Genomic DNA, 14208 nt, shown 5'->3' on the forward strand with positions numbered 1-14208 from the left:
GTGGTGCTCCTGTCTGCGAGCGAGGGTCGGTCGGAGTCAGTCGGTGCGGCCACGCCGGTAGCGGGCGGTGAGCTGGTCACCGAGAATCCCGACGTTGATGATCAGGAGGGACAGGGCGATGCCGGGCAGGGTGGAGATCCACCACTGCGGGTCGAGGTGCTCCTTGCCGTTCGCGATGGTCTGCCCCCATGACACGGTCGAGGGAGGCAGACCGATACCGAGGAAGCTGAGCCCCGCCTCCGCCAGCACCACCAGAGCGAATTCGAGCGTGGCGAGGGCGACGATCGGCCCCGCGGTGAACGGGAGTACGTGCCGGGCGAGAATGGTCCGGCCCGGCACTCCCAGCACCCGGGCGGCGTCGACCCAGGGCCGTTCCCTGATGGAGAGCGCGACACCACGGGTGACACGGGCGAAGGTGATCCAGCCGGTCGCGGAGAGCGCGACGACCACCAGCAGCACGCTGCGTTCGAAGGCGCCCGCGATCACGATCGCCAGCAGGATCGCGGGAAAGGCCAGCAGGATGTCGAAGACCCGGGCCAGTACGGCGTCGACGCCGCCGCGGAAGTAGCCGGCGACGGCACCGAGAACGACCCCGAAGAGACAGGAGATCGCGACCGTGGACACACCGATGAGCACCGAGGTCCTCGCCCCGTGGACGATCTGGGCCAGCACGTCGCGGCCGAGCCCGTCCGTGCCGAACCAGGCCGTGCCTCCGGTGGACGTCTCGGAGCCGGGAGAGAGCAGCCGGTCCTCCAGAGACGTGTGCACCGGGTCGTAATCGATCACCAGCGGTCCGAGAAGGGCGACGAGCAGATAGAGGCCCACGACCAGATACGGGATACGGGAGAGCGGCCGGCGCCGCGAACGCGGCGGGGCCGTGAGCGGCTTCCCGGGAACGGCGGCGATGTCGGCCATCAGACGGCTCCCGTCCGGATACGCGGATCCAGCTGGGCGATGAGCAGGTCGGCCAGCAGATTGAGTACGACGACGATGCCCGCGATCAGGAGGGTGACGCCCTGCACGACGGCGTAGTCGCGGTTGGCCACCGCGTCCACCACGAGCGATCCGAGGCCGGGCCAGGCGAAGACGTTCTCGACGATCACCGCGCCACCGACCAGGGCGCCGACCTGGACGCCCACCACGGTCACGACGGGGATCAGCGAGTTGCGCAGGGCGTGGCCGAGCAGCACCTGACGCTCTGTCAGTCCCTTGGAGCGGGCGGTCTGGACATAGCCCTCGCGCATCGTCTCCACAACGCTGGTCCGGGTCAGCCTGGCGATGATCGCGATGAACGGGAACGAGAGGGTGACGGCCGGCAGCACCAGGTGCTGGGGCGTGCCCACCCCTGAACTGGGCAGCAGGCGCAGGCCGAGTGCGAAGACCAGCACCAGCATGATGCCGATCCAGAACGTGGGGAACGACTGGAGGGCGATGGTGCAGGCCGAGACCACCCTGTCGAGCGGACCGCCCGGCCGTCCGCCCGCCAGCATGCCGAGCGTCAGCCCCACGATCACCGCGATGGCGGTGGCCGTCAGCGTGAGGTCGACCGTGGCGGGGAGCCGGTCGAGGACCGCGTCCATGGCGGGCCTGCCGAGCCGGTGCGACTCACCGAAGTCGAGGCGGGAGACATCGCCGAGGTAGCCGAGGTACTGGGCGCCGAGCGACCGGTCGAGTCCGAGCGTCGCGCGCAGCTGGTCGATCTGGCTCTGCTCGGCGTCGGGACCGAGCAGCACCGTCGCGGGGTCGCCGGGCGCGGCGCGGACGATGAGGAAGATCAGCGAGGCGGCGCCCCACATGACGAAGACCCCGATGAGCAGCCGTTGCACGATCATGCGGAGCACGGACTCGGCCTCCCGCCGGGCGGGCGAGGGGCGGTGGGGCGGGCGATGTACCGCTGGGTGGACCGTCGACGCCGTTCGGGAGGGGCCATGAGCGCTCCCAACTAATACGTATTAGCAGTGCCGCAAAACGCTACTCGGACGGCGCGAAACGCGTCAAGACTCGTGAACGGCCTTTGTCCGGCTTGTTTCTGACAGATCGTCTGATCATGGCGAGTGACAGGATTCGCCATCCGTACGCACGGGCGAGCCATGGCACGAAGGCGCGATATTCAGGAACATCGGGAAGGAATGACGTTCCGGCGTTCCGGCGTTCCGGCGTTCCGGCGAGAAAGGGATTCGGATGACCGTCCGCACGATTCCGGAGAACACGGGAAGCACGCTGCCGCCCGCCTCCGCCGCCGGCGGCCTCGCTTCCCGCTTCGACCGGGACGGTTACGCCGTACTGCCGGGCGCCCTGACGCCGGACGAGGTGACGGAGCTGCGGGCGGAGACCGTGCGGATCTGTCGCGGTGAACGGGGAGCCGTGGAGGGGGCGCTGCCGCCCGTCGCGGGCGAGAGCGACGACGACACCGTCCGCAGATTCCTGTGCGTGCACTATCCGCACAAGCTGTCGGCGCTCATGCTCGACACCATGCGCCATCCCGCGGTCGTCGGGCCGCTGACCGAAGTGATCGGGCCCGACGTCAAGTCGATGCAGTCGATGCTGTTCGTCAAGTCCGAGGGCAGGCCGGGCCAGGCGTGGCACCAGGACGAGATGTTCATCCCCACCCGGGACCGGTCGCTGACCGCCGCCTGGCTCGCCCTCGACGATGCCACCGTCGACAACGGGTGTCTGTGGGTCCTGCCGGGTTCGCACCGGCCGGGCGTCATCTACCCCAACCGCGAGCACGACGACGCGCGTTACGACTGCACGGTGGAGTCCTACGACTTTCCGTACGACGAGTCCGACGCCGTACCTGTCGAGATCGCCGCCGGATCGGTGCTGCTCTTCAACGGCTATCTGCTGCACAAGTCGCTGCCCAACACAGGCCGGCGGGGCTTCCGGCGGGCCCTGGTCAACCACTACATGAGCGCCTCGTCCCTGCTCCCCTGGGCGGCCCCCGAGGTCGAACAGCCCATGGCCCAGGCCGACTTCAGGGACATCGTGCTGGTCGCGGGCCGCGACCCGTACGCCTACAAGGGCACCGCCGGCATCCGTACGCCCCGGGTGCGGCGCGACCGGTCCGGGGGCTGCGACAGGTGAGGCCATGACGGACGGAGGGGAACCCGTCCCGCCCCTCGCGCCCACGCTGATGGCGCGGCTCGGTCCTGCGGTCGCCGACTACCCGCCGGGCTCGGCCTTCGGGCCGAGGGACGCGGGTTCGTACGAGTTCGTCTGGCTGCTGCACGGCAGTGCCCGCTGGGTCTGCGGCGATCTGACCGTGCCGCTGGCGCCGAGCGCGCTGCTGCTCGTACGGCCCGGTATGCGCGACACGTTCCACTGGGACACCCACCGGCCCACCCGGCACGCCTACACGCACTTCCGGCTGCGCCCCGGTGTACCGGGCGACGAGGCCCCCGACGACACCGACTGGCCGATCGTCCGGGATCTGTCGGGGCGGGGCGACCCGATGGCCGCGCTCTGCCAGTACCTCCTGACACTCGGCGCGACACGCCCGCCGGCCTGGGAGCGGCACGCCGAGGAGACCCTGCGGCTGCTGCTCCTCACCTTCGTGCACGGCCCCGGCACCAGGGCCGGCGCGCACACGCTCCCCGAACCGCTGGTCGCCATGATGGGCGCGGTCCGCGCCCACTGGTCGGACGGCGTCGCCCGGCCGCTCGCCCTCGCGCGACTGGCGCGCGCCGCCGGGGTCTCGGAGAGCACGTTGTGCCGTATCTGCCGACGGCAGCTCGGCGTGAGCCCCGTGGAAGGGCTCGAACGGCTCCGGCTGGCGAGGGCCGAGCCGCTGCTGTGGCTGAGCAACCTCTCGCTGGGCGCCATAGCCGTGCAGTGCGGCTTCGCCGACGCGTACCACTTCTCGCGCCGGTTCCGCGCGGTCTACGGAATGGCCCCGAGCGCCTTCCGCGAGGTCCCGCCCGAGTCGGCGCCACCGTCCCCGCTCTCGAACGGCGCGCTGTCCGCGCTCCAGGCACTGGTGCCGCCCTCGCAGTCGGGTCAGTGAGGGGCCCAAGCGTCCGGAGTCGATTACCTCAGAGGTAATCGACCTGTCTCCCTGCCCCCGGCAGGATCGAGGACATCGACGGGAACCCCCGCAGGGATCCCGGCAGCAGCCGCGAGGAGAAGACCATGTCCCACAACTCCCCTGCCAGCACGGTGGGTTCAGCCACGGCGGGTTCTCCCGGAGACGCGACGCGGGCCGTCGTACGGGAGTTCCTCACCGCGCGGGCGGCGGGAGACACCGAACGGCTCGTCGCGCTCTTCGCCGACGAGGTCGACTGGCTGCTCGCCGAGAACCCCGTGGTCCCGTGGATCCGTCCACGGTTCACCGGCGCCGAATGCGCGGCCCAGTTCGGTGAGTTGATGGAGTACGTCGTGCCCGAGGACGCGCGCGCCACCGTCGACGCCCTCATGGTCGACGGCAAGGACGCGATGCTGACCGGGCACTTGGCGGGGACCGTACGCGCGACGGGAAAGTCCTTCGAGGGGCCGTTCGCGCTGCGCCTGACCATCGAGGACGGCCGGATCATCCGCCATCACCTCTACGAGAACAGCCTGTCGATCGCCGAGGCCTGCACGGTGTGAGGACGCGGCGCGGCATCGGGGCGCCCGAGATCCGGAGTCGGCGGCGGAGACATGGATGCTGGGCCGCTGCACCACAGCCCGGCCGGAGCCGGGCCGCCGGGATTCGAACCCGGGTCCCCTTTGGCAGAAAGAAGTATCCGTCGCCTGCGCACCGGGCGCCCCGATGCCGGCGCCCCCCGAGATCAGAACGGCGTGCGGCGTGATTTCACCCTGAGAAGTAGCCGCGGCCTGCGCACCGGGAGGTGCCGTGTGTGAAGTTGTGGGCCGAAGAAAGCCCGCTAGAGACTGCTCAACCGTTCGAAGGGGAACGGTGGTTGGGCCAGCGGGCGCACGGCGAGGCGGGTCAGCGGGAGTACGTTGTCGTCGCCCGCCGTGCGATTGGCGTGTATCACCGCGCACCTCGTGCAGCGATGGACGAGAACCCACTCGCCGTCACCTCGCACGGAGATGGCGAGCGGTTCCATCCGCGCACCGCAGTCGGCCTGCCGGTCGCCGGGGGTGTCGTCGAGATGTCGGCTCCACAGGCAGTTCGGGCAGTGGTTGCGATGGTCGGTACCCATCGCGCTCATCGATACGTCGAGCCCGCACTGCAGACACCGGAAGGACTCGGCACGCGCTTCGCCGCGTGCCTGCCGTGAGGTGTTGCGGGATCCGGATCTTCTGTGACGCGACGTGTTGTCACGGGACATGCTGTGTACGACTCCTTGGGTGACGCGGGGAACGACGACGGGGTCTCATGTCCGTCTCGCGTCGAGGGAGCTCGTCTCGCCCGGCAACTGATCGCGATCAGCGCCGAGTTGAACCCACCTCGATCACGAGATCGGTTCCGTCCGCGTCGTACACATACACACACCGTCCTTGTCGCGTTCCAGCAGTACCCGGCCATGAAAACCGCCGCTGGGGCCTCGGGGCAACCGAATATCGGGCGGGCAAGGGGCCGCTGACACTCTCAGACGTGAAAGGGCACCGAGGTGACGACGATCTTGCGCAGGGGACGCAGCGCCCGGCGCAGGCGCGGGGCCGTCCGGCCGTGCAGGGCGCTGTAGCGCCGTTGGCGCATGACGACCTCCGGGAGGATCACGGTCAGGGTGAGGTCGGGCCGCTGGTGGTGCAGGGCTTCGATGTAGTTGACCAGGGGCGCGATGACCGCACGGTACGGGGAGACGAGTTCCTGGAGGGGCAGATGGTCGCCCCACAACCGCCAGTGCTCACGGAAGGTTTCGGCCTCTCGTACGCCTGTGCTGACATGCACGACAAGCACCGGCTGCTCCAGCGAGGCGGCGTACGCGAGCGCGCGCATACCGGCGCGGTCCAGCGTCTCGATCGGTACGAGGGAGAGATGCCGGACCTCCTCGGGCACCTCCTCGGTCTCCTCCGACTTCCCCGCCTCATCCCCAGCCTCATCCCCCGCCGCACGGAACGCCTCCGGGTCCCGTACCTCGCGCCCGTCAGTCGAATCCGCCGATTCGGACGGGTGGGACGGGTGGGACGAGTCGGCGGAGCCGGGCAGGTCGGGCGAGCCCTCGACGCCCTCGGCCGGCGCGGGTACCCGAGGCGCGATGGTCCTGCGCGGGATCTCGATCGCGTGCAGTTGGAGCCGCAGCGCCGCCGCCACGGTGTCGTAGTGACGGCGGATGCGTGTCGTGGCGAAGAGGAACAGCGCGACCGCCACGAGCGCGACCCAGGCGCCTTCGGTGAACTTGGTGATGCCCGCCGTGATGAGGACGATCGCGGAGAGAACCCCGCCGGTCGCGTTGAACACCAGGCTCTTGCGCCAGTGACGGTCCCTCAGACGCCACCAGTGGACCACCATTCCGGCCTGCGACAGGGAGAACGCGAGGAAGACGCCGACCGCGTACAGCGGGATGAGTGAGGCGGTGCGGCCGTCGAACGCCACGTACACCAGCCCCGCCGCGACCGACAGCAGGATGATGCCGTTGCTGAAGGCGAGCCGGTCGCCCATCCGCGCGAAGAGGCGGGGCGCGTGGTCGTCGCGGGCGAGCAGGGACAGGACGCGCGGGAAGTCGTTGAACGCGGTGTTGGCCGCGAGGAGCAGCACGGCGGCGGTGGCGGCCTGCGTGTAGACGTATATCGGGCCCGAACCGTAGTTGCTGTGGGCGAGTTGGGACAGCACCGTCTCGCCGGAGCGGGGCAGGATCCCGTCGAAGTGGACGAGGGCGATGATGCCCGAGAACAGGGTGACGAGCAGTCCGATCATCCACGTCAGCGTCGTGCGCGCGTTGCGCCACTCGACGGGCTTGAACGCGGGGACCGCGTTCGAGATCGCCTCGATACCGGTCATCGCCGTCGCGCCGGACGCGAAGGCCCGCATCACGAGCAGGATGCCGAGCCCTTCGGTGGCGTTGACGGGCGGATGCGGCACCGGGTCGAAGCCCCGGCCGCCCGCGTCGGCGAGGCCGACGGCGACCAGCGCCACCATCGCGATCACGAAGGCGTAGGTCGGCGCGGCGAAGATGGCGCCGGCCTGCCGGATCCCGCGCAGGTTGCAGGCGAGAAGGACGGCGATGGCGGCGACGCCGATCAGTACGGAGGAGGCGGCCAGAGACGGCAGGGCGGAGGTGATCGCGGCGACACCGGCGGCGATGGAGACCGCGACGGTCAGGATGTAGTCGGTCATCAGCCCGGCGGCGGCGACGAGTCCCGGAACGCGCCCCAGGTTGTCGCTCGCGACGATGTACGAGCCGCCGCCGTGAGGATAGGCACGGATGGTCTGGCGGTACGAGAGTCCGATGGCCAGCATCAGGAAGACGATGGTGGCCGCGATGGGGATCGAGTAGCCGATGCCGGCGGTGCCGGCGAGGACGAGGACGGCGAGCATCGCCTCGGGCCCGTACGCGACGGAGGAGAGCGCGTCGGCGGACAGGACGGGCAGGGCGACCAGCTTGCGCATGCGCTCGCGGGCGATGGCCGTGCTCGCCAGCGCGGGGCCCAGCAGCAGACGCCGTACCCGGTACAGGCCCCGGGGGCGGTCGACGGTGGCCGGCGGGCCCTCCTCCGCCGGGCGGGCGGGCGCCGGGCGGGGCTGCGAGGTGCCCAGCACCGTGGGGCCGAAGGGGGCGACCGGGACCACCCGGCCGAAGCGGGCCGGCGTGATCTGGGCCGGTGTGGGGAGAGCACCCAGGTCCGGGTCCACCGGCAGCGCCCGCCGCCATACGTCGGGGCCCGCCGACACCCGCCGCCACTCACGTCCCACGCCGCGCAGCACGTCCAACTGCTGCGCGTCGAGTGCCCGGAGGGGGGTGGTGCCAGGCACCGCCGCACTCCGCCTGCTCTTCGCGTTCGAGGTATTACCGTGAGTGCCCGACATGCGGCAAGTCTCGCGGAATGCCCCACTTCGGGGCGGGAGTGACTCCGGGAGGTTCCGAGCCGGATTCGCGACGGGCGGCCAGGGCCCCGCCGTCACGCCGTCACCGACAGGTCAGGACCTTCCGCGGTGGATCCAGTGGGCCCGGCGCTGATGCCGAAGGGCCGGAGGAGTCACGGAGGGCGACCGCTCCGACGGCTGTCCGGGCTGTGTGGGCTGCGCGGGCGCCTCGTGCCCGGAGCTGCGCTCGGCCGGGCGCTGAAGGGTGTCGAGGGCGTAGTTCGTGGTGGCGATGCAGTTCACGAGCTGTTCCTCGGTGAAGTCCTCCGACCCAGGCACATGGGGGACCAAGCCGATCAGGGCTCCCTCGTTGACGATCTCCGCGTCAAGGCCCGCCGCTCCGTCCATGTCCCACAGCGCCTCGATCTTGTCGTCGAGGACGACCCGGATACCGAACTCGTAAACACCCGCGTGCACCATGTGCGCCATGACTCCGCGGTCACGAAGTTGCGTGGTCAGACGCTCGGCGCGATCCGCGTCCATACGGAGCACCTCTTCACCTACGACATTCCTGGGCCCGGGCCACCCTCTGGCGGTCCCGAAGCCCTCGTTTTTCCCACCGTAACTCTCCCCGGCGCGGCTCGCCGAACCTCCGATCCCCCTCGGCACCTCCACCGCCCCGCCCGTTCCCACGCCGCGAACGCCCGTATCGGGCACGTGCACGGCCCGATCAGGGGGCCCCTTCTCCCAGTGGGTCCAGGAGTGGGCCCTGAGGCCCTGCGTCTGGGCCCGGGTCACTCCTTACCCTCCAGCCCCAACAAGTGAACCAGCGAAGGCTTGGACGAGGAGCTCGGATGAACGGGAATGATCATCGTCGCAGAGCGCACGCGTACGCCGAGACGGGTCAGGGCGGCGTCGAGTACGTGGCGATGATCGGCGTCGTCGCCGCGGTCGTCGCGGGGATCCTGGCGCTGACGGTCCCCGCCGATACGGCCGTGGGTCTTCAGGACGCGGTGTGCCGGATCGTCAACGCGGGCGACGGCGGCGACGGCTGTGACTCCGGGGGCGGCGGGGGCGAGGACGGGGGTGGCGGCGGGGACGGCGAGATACCCGAGGGACCGCCCGGCGACCCGTTCCAGCCCGCGAAGTGCCTGCTCTCGCAGGATCAGACCAAGACCACCGTCGTCGTCCAGATCCTCTTCATCAAGATCAGCAGCTCCGAGCAGGTCAAACTCCAGCAGTGGTCGGACGGCACCGTCACCCTGGAGCGGATCACCGAGTCCGGAGGCGGCGTCACCGCGAGCATCTCGGCCGGTATCCCCGGTCTGAAGGACTGGGGCGGCAGCGCGTCGCTCAGCGGCAGCTATATGAAGGGCAGCGGCAGCGGCGGTCAGTGGCTGTTCAACGGCAACAAGACCGGCGACCCCCAGAAGGACCTGGAGCTGAATCTGGAGGACGCCAAGCAGTTCACCGAGTATCTGAAGGCACAGGACGAGTGCAACTCGCGCCCGGCCGGACCCCGGTCCTCCGAACTCGGGATGATCTGCGGCTACCACGCCGACAAGAAGAAGCCCGACCTGCCGCCCGAGAAGGCGCCGGACGTCGACATCACCAAGACCAGCACGGAGGCGGCGGGCAGCGTCAGTTTCGGCAAGTCCTTCACGAAGGGCAAGGGCGGAAAGGACAAGGACGGCAAGCCGACCGATCTCGGCAACATATCCGGCGAGTTCGGGACCGGCACCATGACCGAGGACGTCGTGGTGATGCGCGCCAACACCGGCCCCGACGCGGGCAAGATCACCTTCATCTACACCTTCAGCGTCGACGCCAAGGGCGGCGAACTCGCCCAGGGCAAGGCGACCCGGATGCAGCAGGTCGCCGTCACCTACGACGCGGCGACGTACGACCAGGAGGAGAAGGACGGCAAGGAGCACCGCCCGGAGAAGCTGGTGATCACCACCAGCCAGGAGAACGGCGAAGGCGCCGGCTTCCAGGGCGGAGCCGGCGCGAACGTCCCCGGCACCCCGGTCACCATCGACGTCGGCGGCGGAGGCGGCACGATCGAGTCCAAGATCCACACGGAGTCGGCGGAACTGGTCCTCGACAACGACGGGGACAGCAAACTGGTCGAGGACTGGCTGCGCGGACGCGGCGACTTCCCCGCCAGTGACGCCCTGCCGACCCCCTCGGAAGCGGCCGAGGCACCGGGCAGCGACGCCGGACCGCTGGAGCGCCTGCTCCACGACAAGGGCAAACTCTCCCGCCTCGACTACAACGCCAACACCGACTGGTGGAACGCCTCACTCGGCATCGGCTTCGGCATCTCCGCCGGGCAGGTGACGCTCGGCTTCAAGCTCTTCGGCATCGACATCACGCACGAGGAGAAGAACCAGACGATCACCGGCGACCCGACGTACGCCACGGGGCCGAAGAACGGCGGCGCGCGGCCGTGGGTGGAGTGGAAGAACTGCACCCAGACGAAGCCGATCGTCTAGGTCCTGTCCGTCGAAAGGCCGCTCATGAGCGGTCGCGGGTGCCGGATTCCCCCGAGAACACCGGCCGGCGCACGCGACATCCGATGCCCCGGGGCCGGCATACCGGCCCCGGGGCATCGCGTTGAGGCGGGGATCCGGGCCGGTACGCGCCGCTGCGTCCAAGTCCGGTGCCGATGCGGAATGCTGACGGCCTGACGGACCGGCAGACCGGCAGACCGGCAGACCGGCGGACCGACGCTAGGAGCAGGTGTCGTGCGGGAGACGGACGTGATCGTCGTCGGTGCGGGTGCGGCCGGTCTCTCCCTCGCGTACCGGCTCTGCACCCCGCCCCCCGGCCACCCGGTTCCCGATGTGACCCTGGTCGACGCTCCTGCCGGTCCCTTGAGACCGCCCGAGCGGACCTGGTGCTTCTGGGAGACCTCCCCCGGCGACTTCGACAGCGCGCTGACCGCCGAGTGGGACTCGCTGCGCGTACGGGGACGGGACGGTTCCGCGACTGTCGGGCGGCCCGCTCCGTTCCGCTACAAGATGCTGCGTTCCGGCTCCTTCGAAGCCCTCCTGGCCCGGCGGCTGGACGGGACCGGGGCGCCGCGCCGGGTGGCGGCCCGCGTCGACGACATCAGGGACCTGGCATCCGGCCACGGCACCGGCGCCGAGGTGACCGGCGTCGCCGCAGACGGGAGTGAGCTGACACTGCGGGGCCGCTGGGTGTTCGACTCACGTCCGCCCCGCGCGCTGCCACCCGCGCGGACGACCCTGCTCCAGCACTTCCGTGGCTGGTTCGTCCGGACCGACCGGCCGGTGTTCGATCCCGCGACCGCCGATCTGATGGACTTCCGGACCCCGCAGCCCGCGCACGGACTGTCATTCGGATACGTCCTGCCGACGAACGCGTACGAGGCGCTGGTCGAATACACCGAGTTCTCCCGCGCGGTGCTGGACGACGCGGGCTACGCGCGGGCGCTCAGGCAGTACACCGAGCGGGTCCTGGGACTCGGCTCCTTCGAGGTGACCGCGACCGAGCAGGGTGTCATCCCGATGACCGACGGACGCTTTCCGCGCCGGGGTGGCCGTTCGGTGTTCCGTATCGGGACCGCCGGCGGTGCCACCCGCCCGTCGACGGGCTACACCTTCGCAGCGGTACAACGTCAGGCGAGGGCCGTCGCCGGCGCGTTCCACGCCGGACGGGTGCCCGAGCCGCCGCCCGCCTACTCGGCGCGGGCCGGAGCGATGGACGCCGTTCTGCTGCGGGGGCTGGACAGCGGGCGGGTCGACGGCGCCGCGTTCTTCGAGGGGCTGTTCCGGCGCGTACCGATGGAGCGGCTGCTCCGTTTCCTGGACGGCGACACCCGGCCGTACGAGGACTTCACGATCGGCCTGCGCACCCCGGTCGGGCCGATGCTGCGCACCGTCGCCGAACTGCCGTGGCTGCGGCACCGGCGGGCCGGGGCTTCATGAGACGCACGGAACGAGACCGGTCAGACACGTGGGAACGAAAGGAAACGGCCGTCCGATGACGCTCCTTCACGACGCGGAACTCTCCGCCGCCTTCGACCACGCCGCACTCGCCTACGACCGGCTGGTCGCCGTCAACCCCGGCTACCACGCGCACCTCAGGCGCTCCGCGCGGCGCCTGCGGCTGCCCCGTGGTGGCGCCGGGCTCCGGCTGCTCGACCTGGGCTGCGGGACCGGCGCGTCGACGGCCGCGCTGCTGACGGCCGCCCCGCACGCCGGGATCGTCGCGGTGGACGCGTCGGCCGGGATGCTGGAGCGAGCGGCCACCAAGCCGTGGCCCACCGGCGTCTCGTTCGTCCACGCACCCGTGGAGGGGCTGGCGGAGGCGGGCGTCACCGGTCCGTTCGACGCGGTCTTCGCCGCGTATCTCTTCCGGAACGTCACCGACCCGGACCGGACACTCGCCCTCGTACGGTCCCTGCTCGCGCCGGGCGGCCGGATCGGTGTGCACGAGTACGCGCTCGGTGGACGGGCCGTGGACCGCGCGGTCTGGACGGCCGTGTGCAAGGGCGTCGTCCTTCCCGCCGGGCGGCTCGCCGGTGACGCGGACCTCTACCGTCATCTGTGGCGCAGCGTCGTCGAGTTCGACACCGCCTCGGCGTTCGGCGACCGGCTGCGGCGCGCCGGGTTCGCGGACGTCCGGGTACTGCCGGTGCCGGGCTGGCAGACGGGCATCGCGCACACGTTCCTGGGCCGACGGGGCTCGCGGTGACCGCCCGGCAGGGGCTGGGCCGGAGCGAGCGGGCCGGCCCGCGCCGGGGCCGGGACCGGAGCGCCCGGGTGGTACGGCCGGCGCCGGGGCGGGACCGGTTCGGCGCCGACGCGCCTGCCGTCGCGGTCGTCGGGGGCGGTATCGCGGGGCTCGCCGCCGCGACCGCGCTCGCGGAGCGCGGAGCGGGCGTGACGCTGTACGAGCGCGAGCGGGGCCTCGGCGGGCGTCTGGGCGGGTGGCCCATCACGCTGGCGGACGGTTCGGCGGCCACCATGAGCCGCGGCTTCCATGCCTTCTTCCGGCAGTACTACAACCTCCGGGGCCTGCTCCGGAGGGCCGATCCCGGCCTCCGCACGCTGACCGGGCTGCCGGACTATCCGCTCCGGCACAGCGGTGGCGCGTACGACAGTTTCGCGCGCGTTCCGCGTACGCCGCCGTGGAGCGCCCTGGGATTCGTCGCGCTCAGCCCCACGTTCGGATGGCGGGACCTCGGCCGGATGGATCCGAGGGCCGCGCTGCCGCTTCTCGATGTGCGGGTGCCCGAGGTGTACGAGGAGTTGGACAAGGTCAGCGCCCAGGACTTCCTGTCGGGCATCCGCTTTCCGGAGGCGGCGCGGCATCTCGCGTTCGAGGTGTTCTCCCGCAGCTTCTTCTCCGATCCCGCCGAACTGTCCGCGGCCGAACTGGTGTTGATGTTCCACATCTACTTCCTGGGGTCGAGCGAGGGTCTGCTCTTCGACGTACCGGACGCGCCCTTCCCCACCGCTCTGTGGGAGCCGCTGGGCTCGTATCTCGCGGGGCACGGCGTCGAGTCGCGTACCGGCGAGGCGGTGGAGGAGGTGTCACCGGCGGCCGGCGGTGGACTGACGGTGACGGCGGGTGGTCGGCCACGGCGGTACGACGCCGTGGTGCTCGCGCTGGACAGCGGTGGACTGCGTCAAGTGGTCGCGGATTCGCCGCAGTTGTGCGACGCGGGGTGGCGGGCGCGGATCGGGCGGCTGCGCGAGGCCCCGCCGTTCCTGGTGTCGCGGCTGTGGCTGGACCGCCCGGTGTCCGCCGACCGGCCGGGTTTCCTCGGCACGAGTGGGTTCGGCGGGCTCGACAACGTGAGTGTGCTGGACCGCTGGGAGGGCGAGGCCGCGCGGTGGGCGAGCCGGACCGGCGGCTCGGTGATCGAGCTGCACGCGTACGCCGTCGCTCCCGGCGCCGACCGGGATCTCCAACAGAGGCTGCTGGTCGAGCAGTTGCACCGGGTCTATCCCGAGACGCGGAACGCGCGGACCGTCGACGCGCGGCACGAGTGGCGGTCGGACTGCCCGCTGTTCCCGGTGGGCGGTTACGGCGACCGGCCCACCGTCCGTACGCCCGACCCGGACGTCGTGGTGGCGGGCGACGTCGTCCGTACGGACCTGCCGGTGGCGCTCATGGAACGGGCCGCGACCACAGGCTTCCTGGCCGCCAACGCGCTGCTGGAGCGGTGGGGCGTACGCGGCCAGACGCTGTGGACGGTACCGGACAGGGGCCGGTCACCCGGACTGCGCGCGCTGGTACGGCTGGCCCGGTACTGACGGGTCCCG

12 protein-coding genes are annotated in these 14208 nt (G+C 71.0%); 7 read left to right on the forward strand and 5 right to left on the reverse strand.

From position 1 onward, the window contains the following. Nucleotides 1–36 precede the first annotated feature (36 nt). Together OIE74_RS01830 and OIE74_RS01835 are read right to left on the reverse strand one after the other, a co-directional pair. Nucleotides 37–915, reverse strand: a complete 879-nt coding sequence (locus OIE74_RS01830) for an ABC transporter permease (protein ID WP_329377662.1) — start codon at nt 913–915, stop codon at nt 37–39. Continuing rightward, nucleotides 915–1832 carry an ABC transporter permease gene (locus OIE74_RS01835; RefSeq protein ID WP_329392136.1) on the reverse strand — a complete coding sequence of 306 codons (918 nt, stop codon included), beginning with the start codon at nt 1830–1832 and terminating at the stop codon, nt 915–917. The genes OIE74_RS01830 and OIE74_RS01835 overlap by 1 nt, the downstream gene beginning before the upstream one ends. Before the next feature lie 349 nt (nt 1833–2181). On the opposite strand from OIE74_RS01835, the gene OIE74_RS01840 reads away from it, so the two are divergent. The 3 genes from OIE74_RS01840 (at nt 2182) to OIE74_RS01850 (ending at nt 4584) form a co-directional block, all read left to right on the forward strand. Next, complete coding sequence (locus tag OIE74_RS01840; RefSeq protein ID WP_329377663.1) at nt 2182–3084, forward strand: phytanoyl-CoA dioxygenase family protein; 903 nt, start codon at nt 2182–2184, stop codon at nt 3082–3084. 4 nt (nt 3085–3088) lie between these two features. Next, on the forward strand, nt 3089–4003 hold the full coding sequence (locus OIE74_RS01845) for an AraC family transcriptional regulator (RefSeq protein WP_329377665.1): 915 nt from the start codon (nt 3089–3091) through the stop codon (nt 4001–4003). Nucleotides 4004–4128: 125 nt separating this feature from the next. Then, nucleotides 4129–4584: a nuclear transport factor 2 family protein gene (locus tag OIE74_RS01850; RefSeq protein ID WP_329377667.1), complete on the forward strand. Its 456-nt coding sequence runs from the start codon at nt 4129–4131 to the stop codon at nt 4582–4584. 278 nt (nt 4585–4862) lie between these two features. Here OIE74_RS01850 and OIE74_RS01855 read toward each other — a convergent pair whose 3' ends face one another. The 3 genes from OIE74_RS01855 to OIE74_RS01865 all read right to left on the reverse strand — a co-directional run bounded on the left by OIE74_RS01855 (nt 4863) and on the right by OIE74_RS01865 (nt 8452). Continuing rightward, on the reverse strand, nt 4863–5273 hold the full coding sequence (locus tag OIE74_RS01855) for an RNHCP domain-containing protein (protein WP_329377669.1): 411 nt from the start codon (nt 5271–5273) through the stop codon (nt 4863–4865). A 260-nt stretch (nt 5274–5533) separates the two neighbouring features. Continuing rightward, nucleotides 5534–7912 (reverse strand): APC family permease, encoded by a 2379-nt coding sequence (locus OIE74_RS01860; RefSeq protein WP_443075999.1) that lies wholly within the window; start codon nt 7910–7912, stop codon nt 5534–5536. Nucleotides 7913–8023: 111 nt separating this feature from the next. Further along, nucleotides 8024–8452, reverse strand: coding sequence for a hypothetical protein (locus OIE74_RS01865; protein WP_329377671.1), 429 nt, complete (start codon nt 8450–8452; stop codon nt 8024–8026). Between the two features lie 311 nt (nt 8453–8763). Between OIE74_RS01865 and OIE74_RS01870 the strand changes: the two genes are divergently transcribed. From OIE74_RS01870 to OIE74_RS01885, 4 genes are all read left to right on the forward strand, one after another. Beyond that, entirely contained in the window at nt 8764–10404 is a 1641-nt protein-coding gene (locus OIE74_RS01870) for a hypothetical protein (protein WP_329377673.1), read from the forward strand. 252 nt (nt 10405–10656) lie between these two features. Next, nucleotides 10657–11862, forward strand: coding sequence for a lycopene cyclase family protein (locus tag OIE74_RS01875; protein ID WP_329377675.1), 1206 nt, complete (start codon nt 10657–10659; stop codon nt 11860–11862). Nucleotides 11863–11917: 55 nt separating this feature from the next. Next, on the forward strand, nt 11918–12631 hold the full coding sequence (locus OIE74_RS01880) for a class I SAM-dependent methyltransferase (RefSeq protein WP_329377677.1): 714 nt from the start codon (nt 11918–11920) through the stop codon (nt 12629–12631). Beyond that, a complete protein-coding gene (locus tag OIE74_RS01885) occupies nt 12628–14199 on the forward strand; it encodes an FAD-dependent oxidoreductase (protein WP_329377679.1) in 1572 nt (523 codons plus the stop codon). The genes OIE74_RS01880 and OIE74_RS01885 overlap by 4 nt, the downstream gene beginning before the upstream one ends. Nucleotides 14200–14208: the final 9 nt, after the last annotated feature.

Origin of the sequence: Streptomyces sp. NBC_01716, assembly GCF_036248275.1 — a bacterium.
GTDB lineage: Bacteria > Actinomycetota > Actinomycetes > Streptomycetales > Streptomycetaceae > Streptomyces.

Coding starts and splice junctions, on each gene's coding strand:
- OIE74_RS01870 (WP_329377673.1), top strand. CDS start 8,764: ATGAACGGGAATGATCATCGTCGCAGAGCGCACGCGTACGCCGAGACG.
- OIE74_RS01835 (WP_329392136.1), bottom strand. CDS start 1,832: ATGATCGTGCAACGGCTGCTCATCGGGGTCTTCGTCATGTGGGGCGCC.
- OIE74_RS01855 (WP_329377669.1), bottom strand. CDS start 5,273: ATGTCCCGTGACAACACGTCGCGTCACAGAAGATCCGGATCCCGCAAC.
- OIE74_RS01850 (WP_329377667.1), top strand. CDS start 4,129: ATGTCCCACAACTCCCCTGCCAGCACGGTGGGTTCAGCCACGGCGGGT.
- OIE74_RS01840 (WP_329377663.1), top strand. CDS start 2,182: ATGACCGTCCGCACGATTCCGGAGAACACGGGAAGCACGCTGCCGCCC.
- OIE74_RS01830 (WP_329377662.1), bottom strand. CDS start 915: ATGGCCGACATCGCCGCCGTTCCCGGGAAGCCGCTCACGGCCCCGCCG.
- OIE74_RS01865 (WP_329377671.1), bottom strand. CDS start 8,452: ATGGACGCGGATCGCGCCGAGCGTCTGACCACGCAACTTCGTGACCGC.
- OIE74_RS01860 (WP_443075999.1), bottom strand. CDS start 7,912: ATGTCGGGCACTCACGGTAATACCTCGAACGCGAAGAGCAGGCGGAGT.
- OIE74_RS01845 (WP_329377665.1), top strand. CDS start 3,089: ATGACGGACGGAGGGGAACCCGTCCCGCCCCTCGCGCCCACGCTGATG.
- OIE74_RS01880 (WP_329377677.1), top strand. CDS start 11,918: ATGACGCTCCTTCACGACGCGGAACTCTCCGCCGCCTTCGACCACGCC.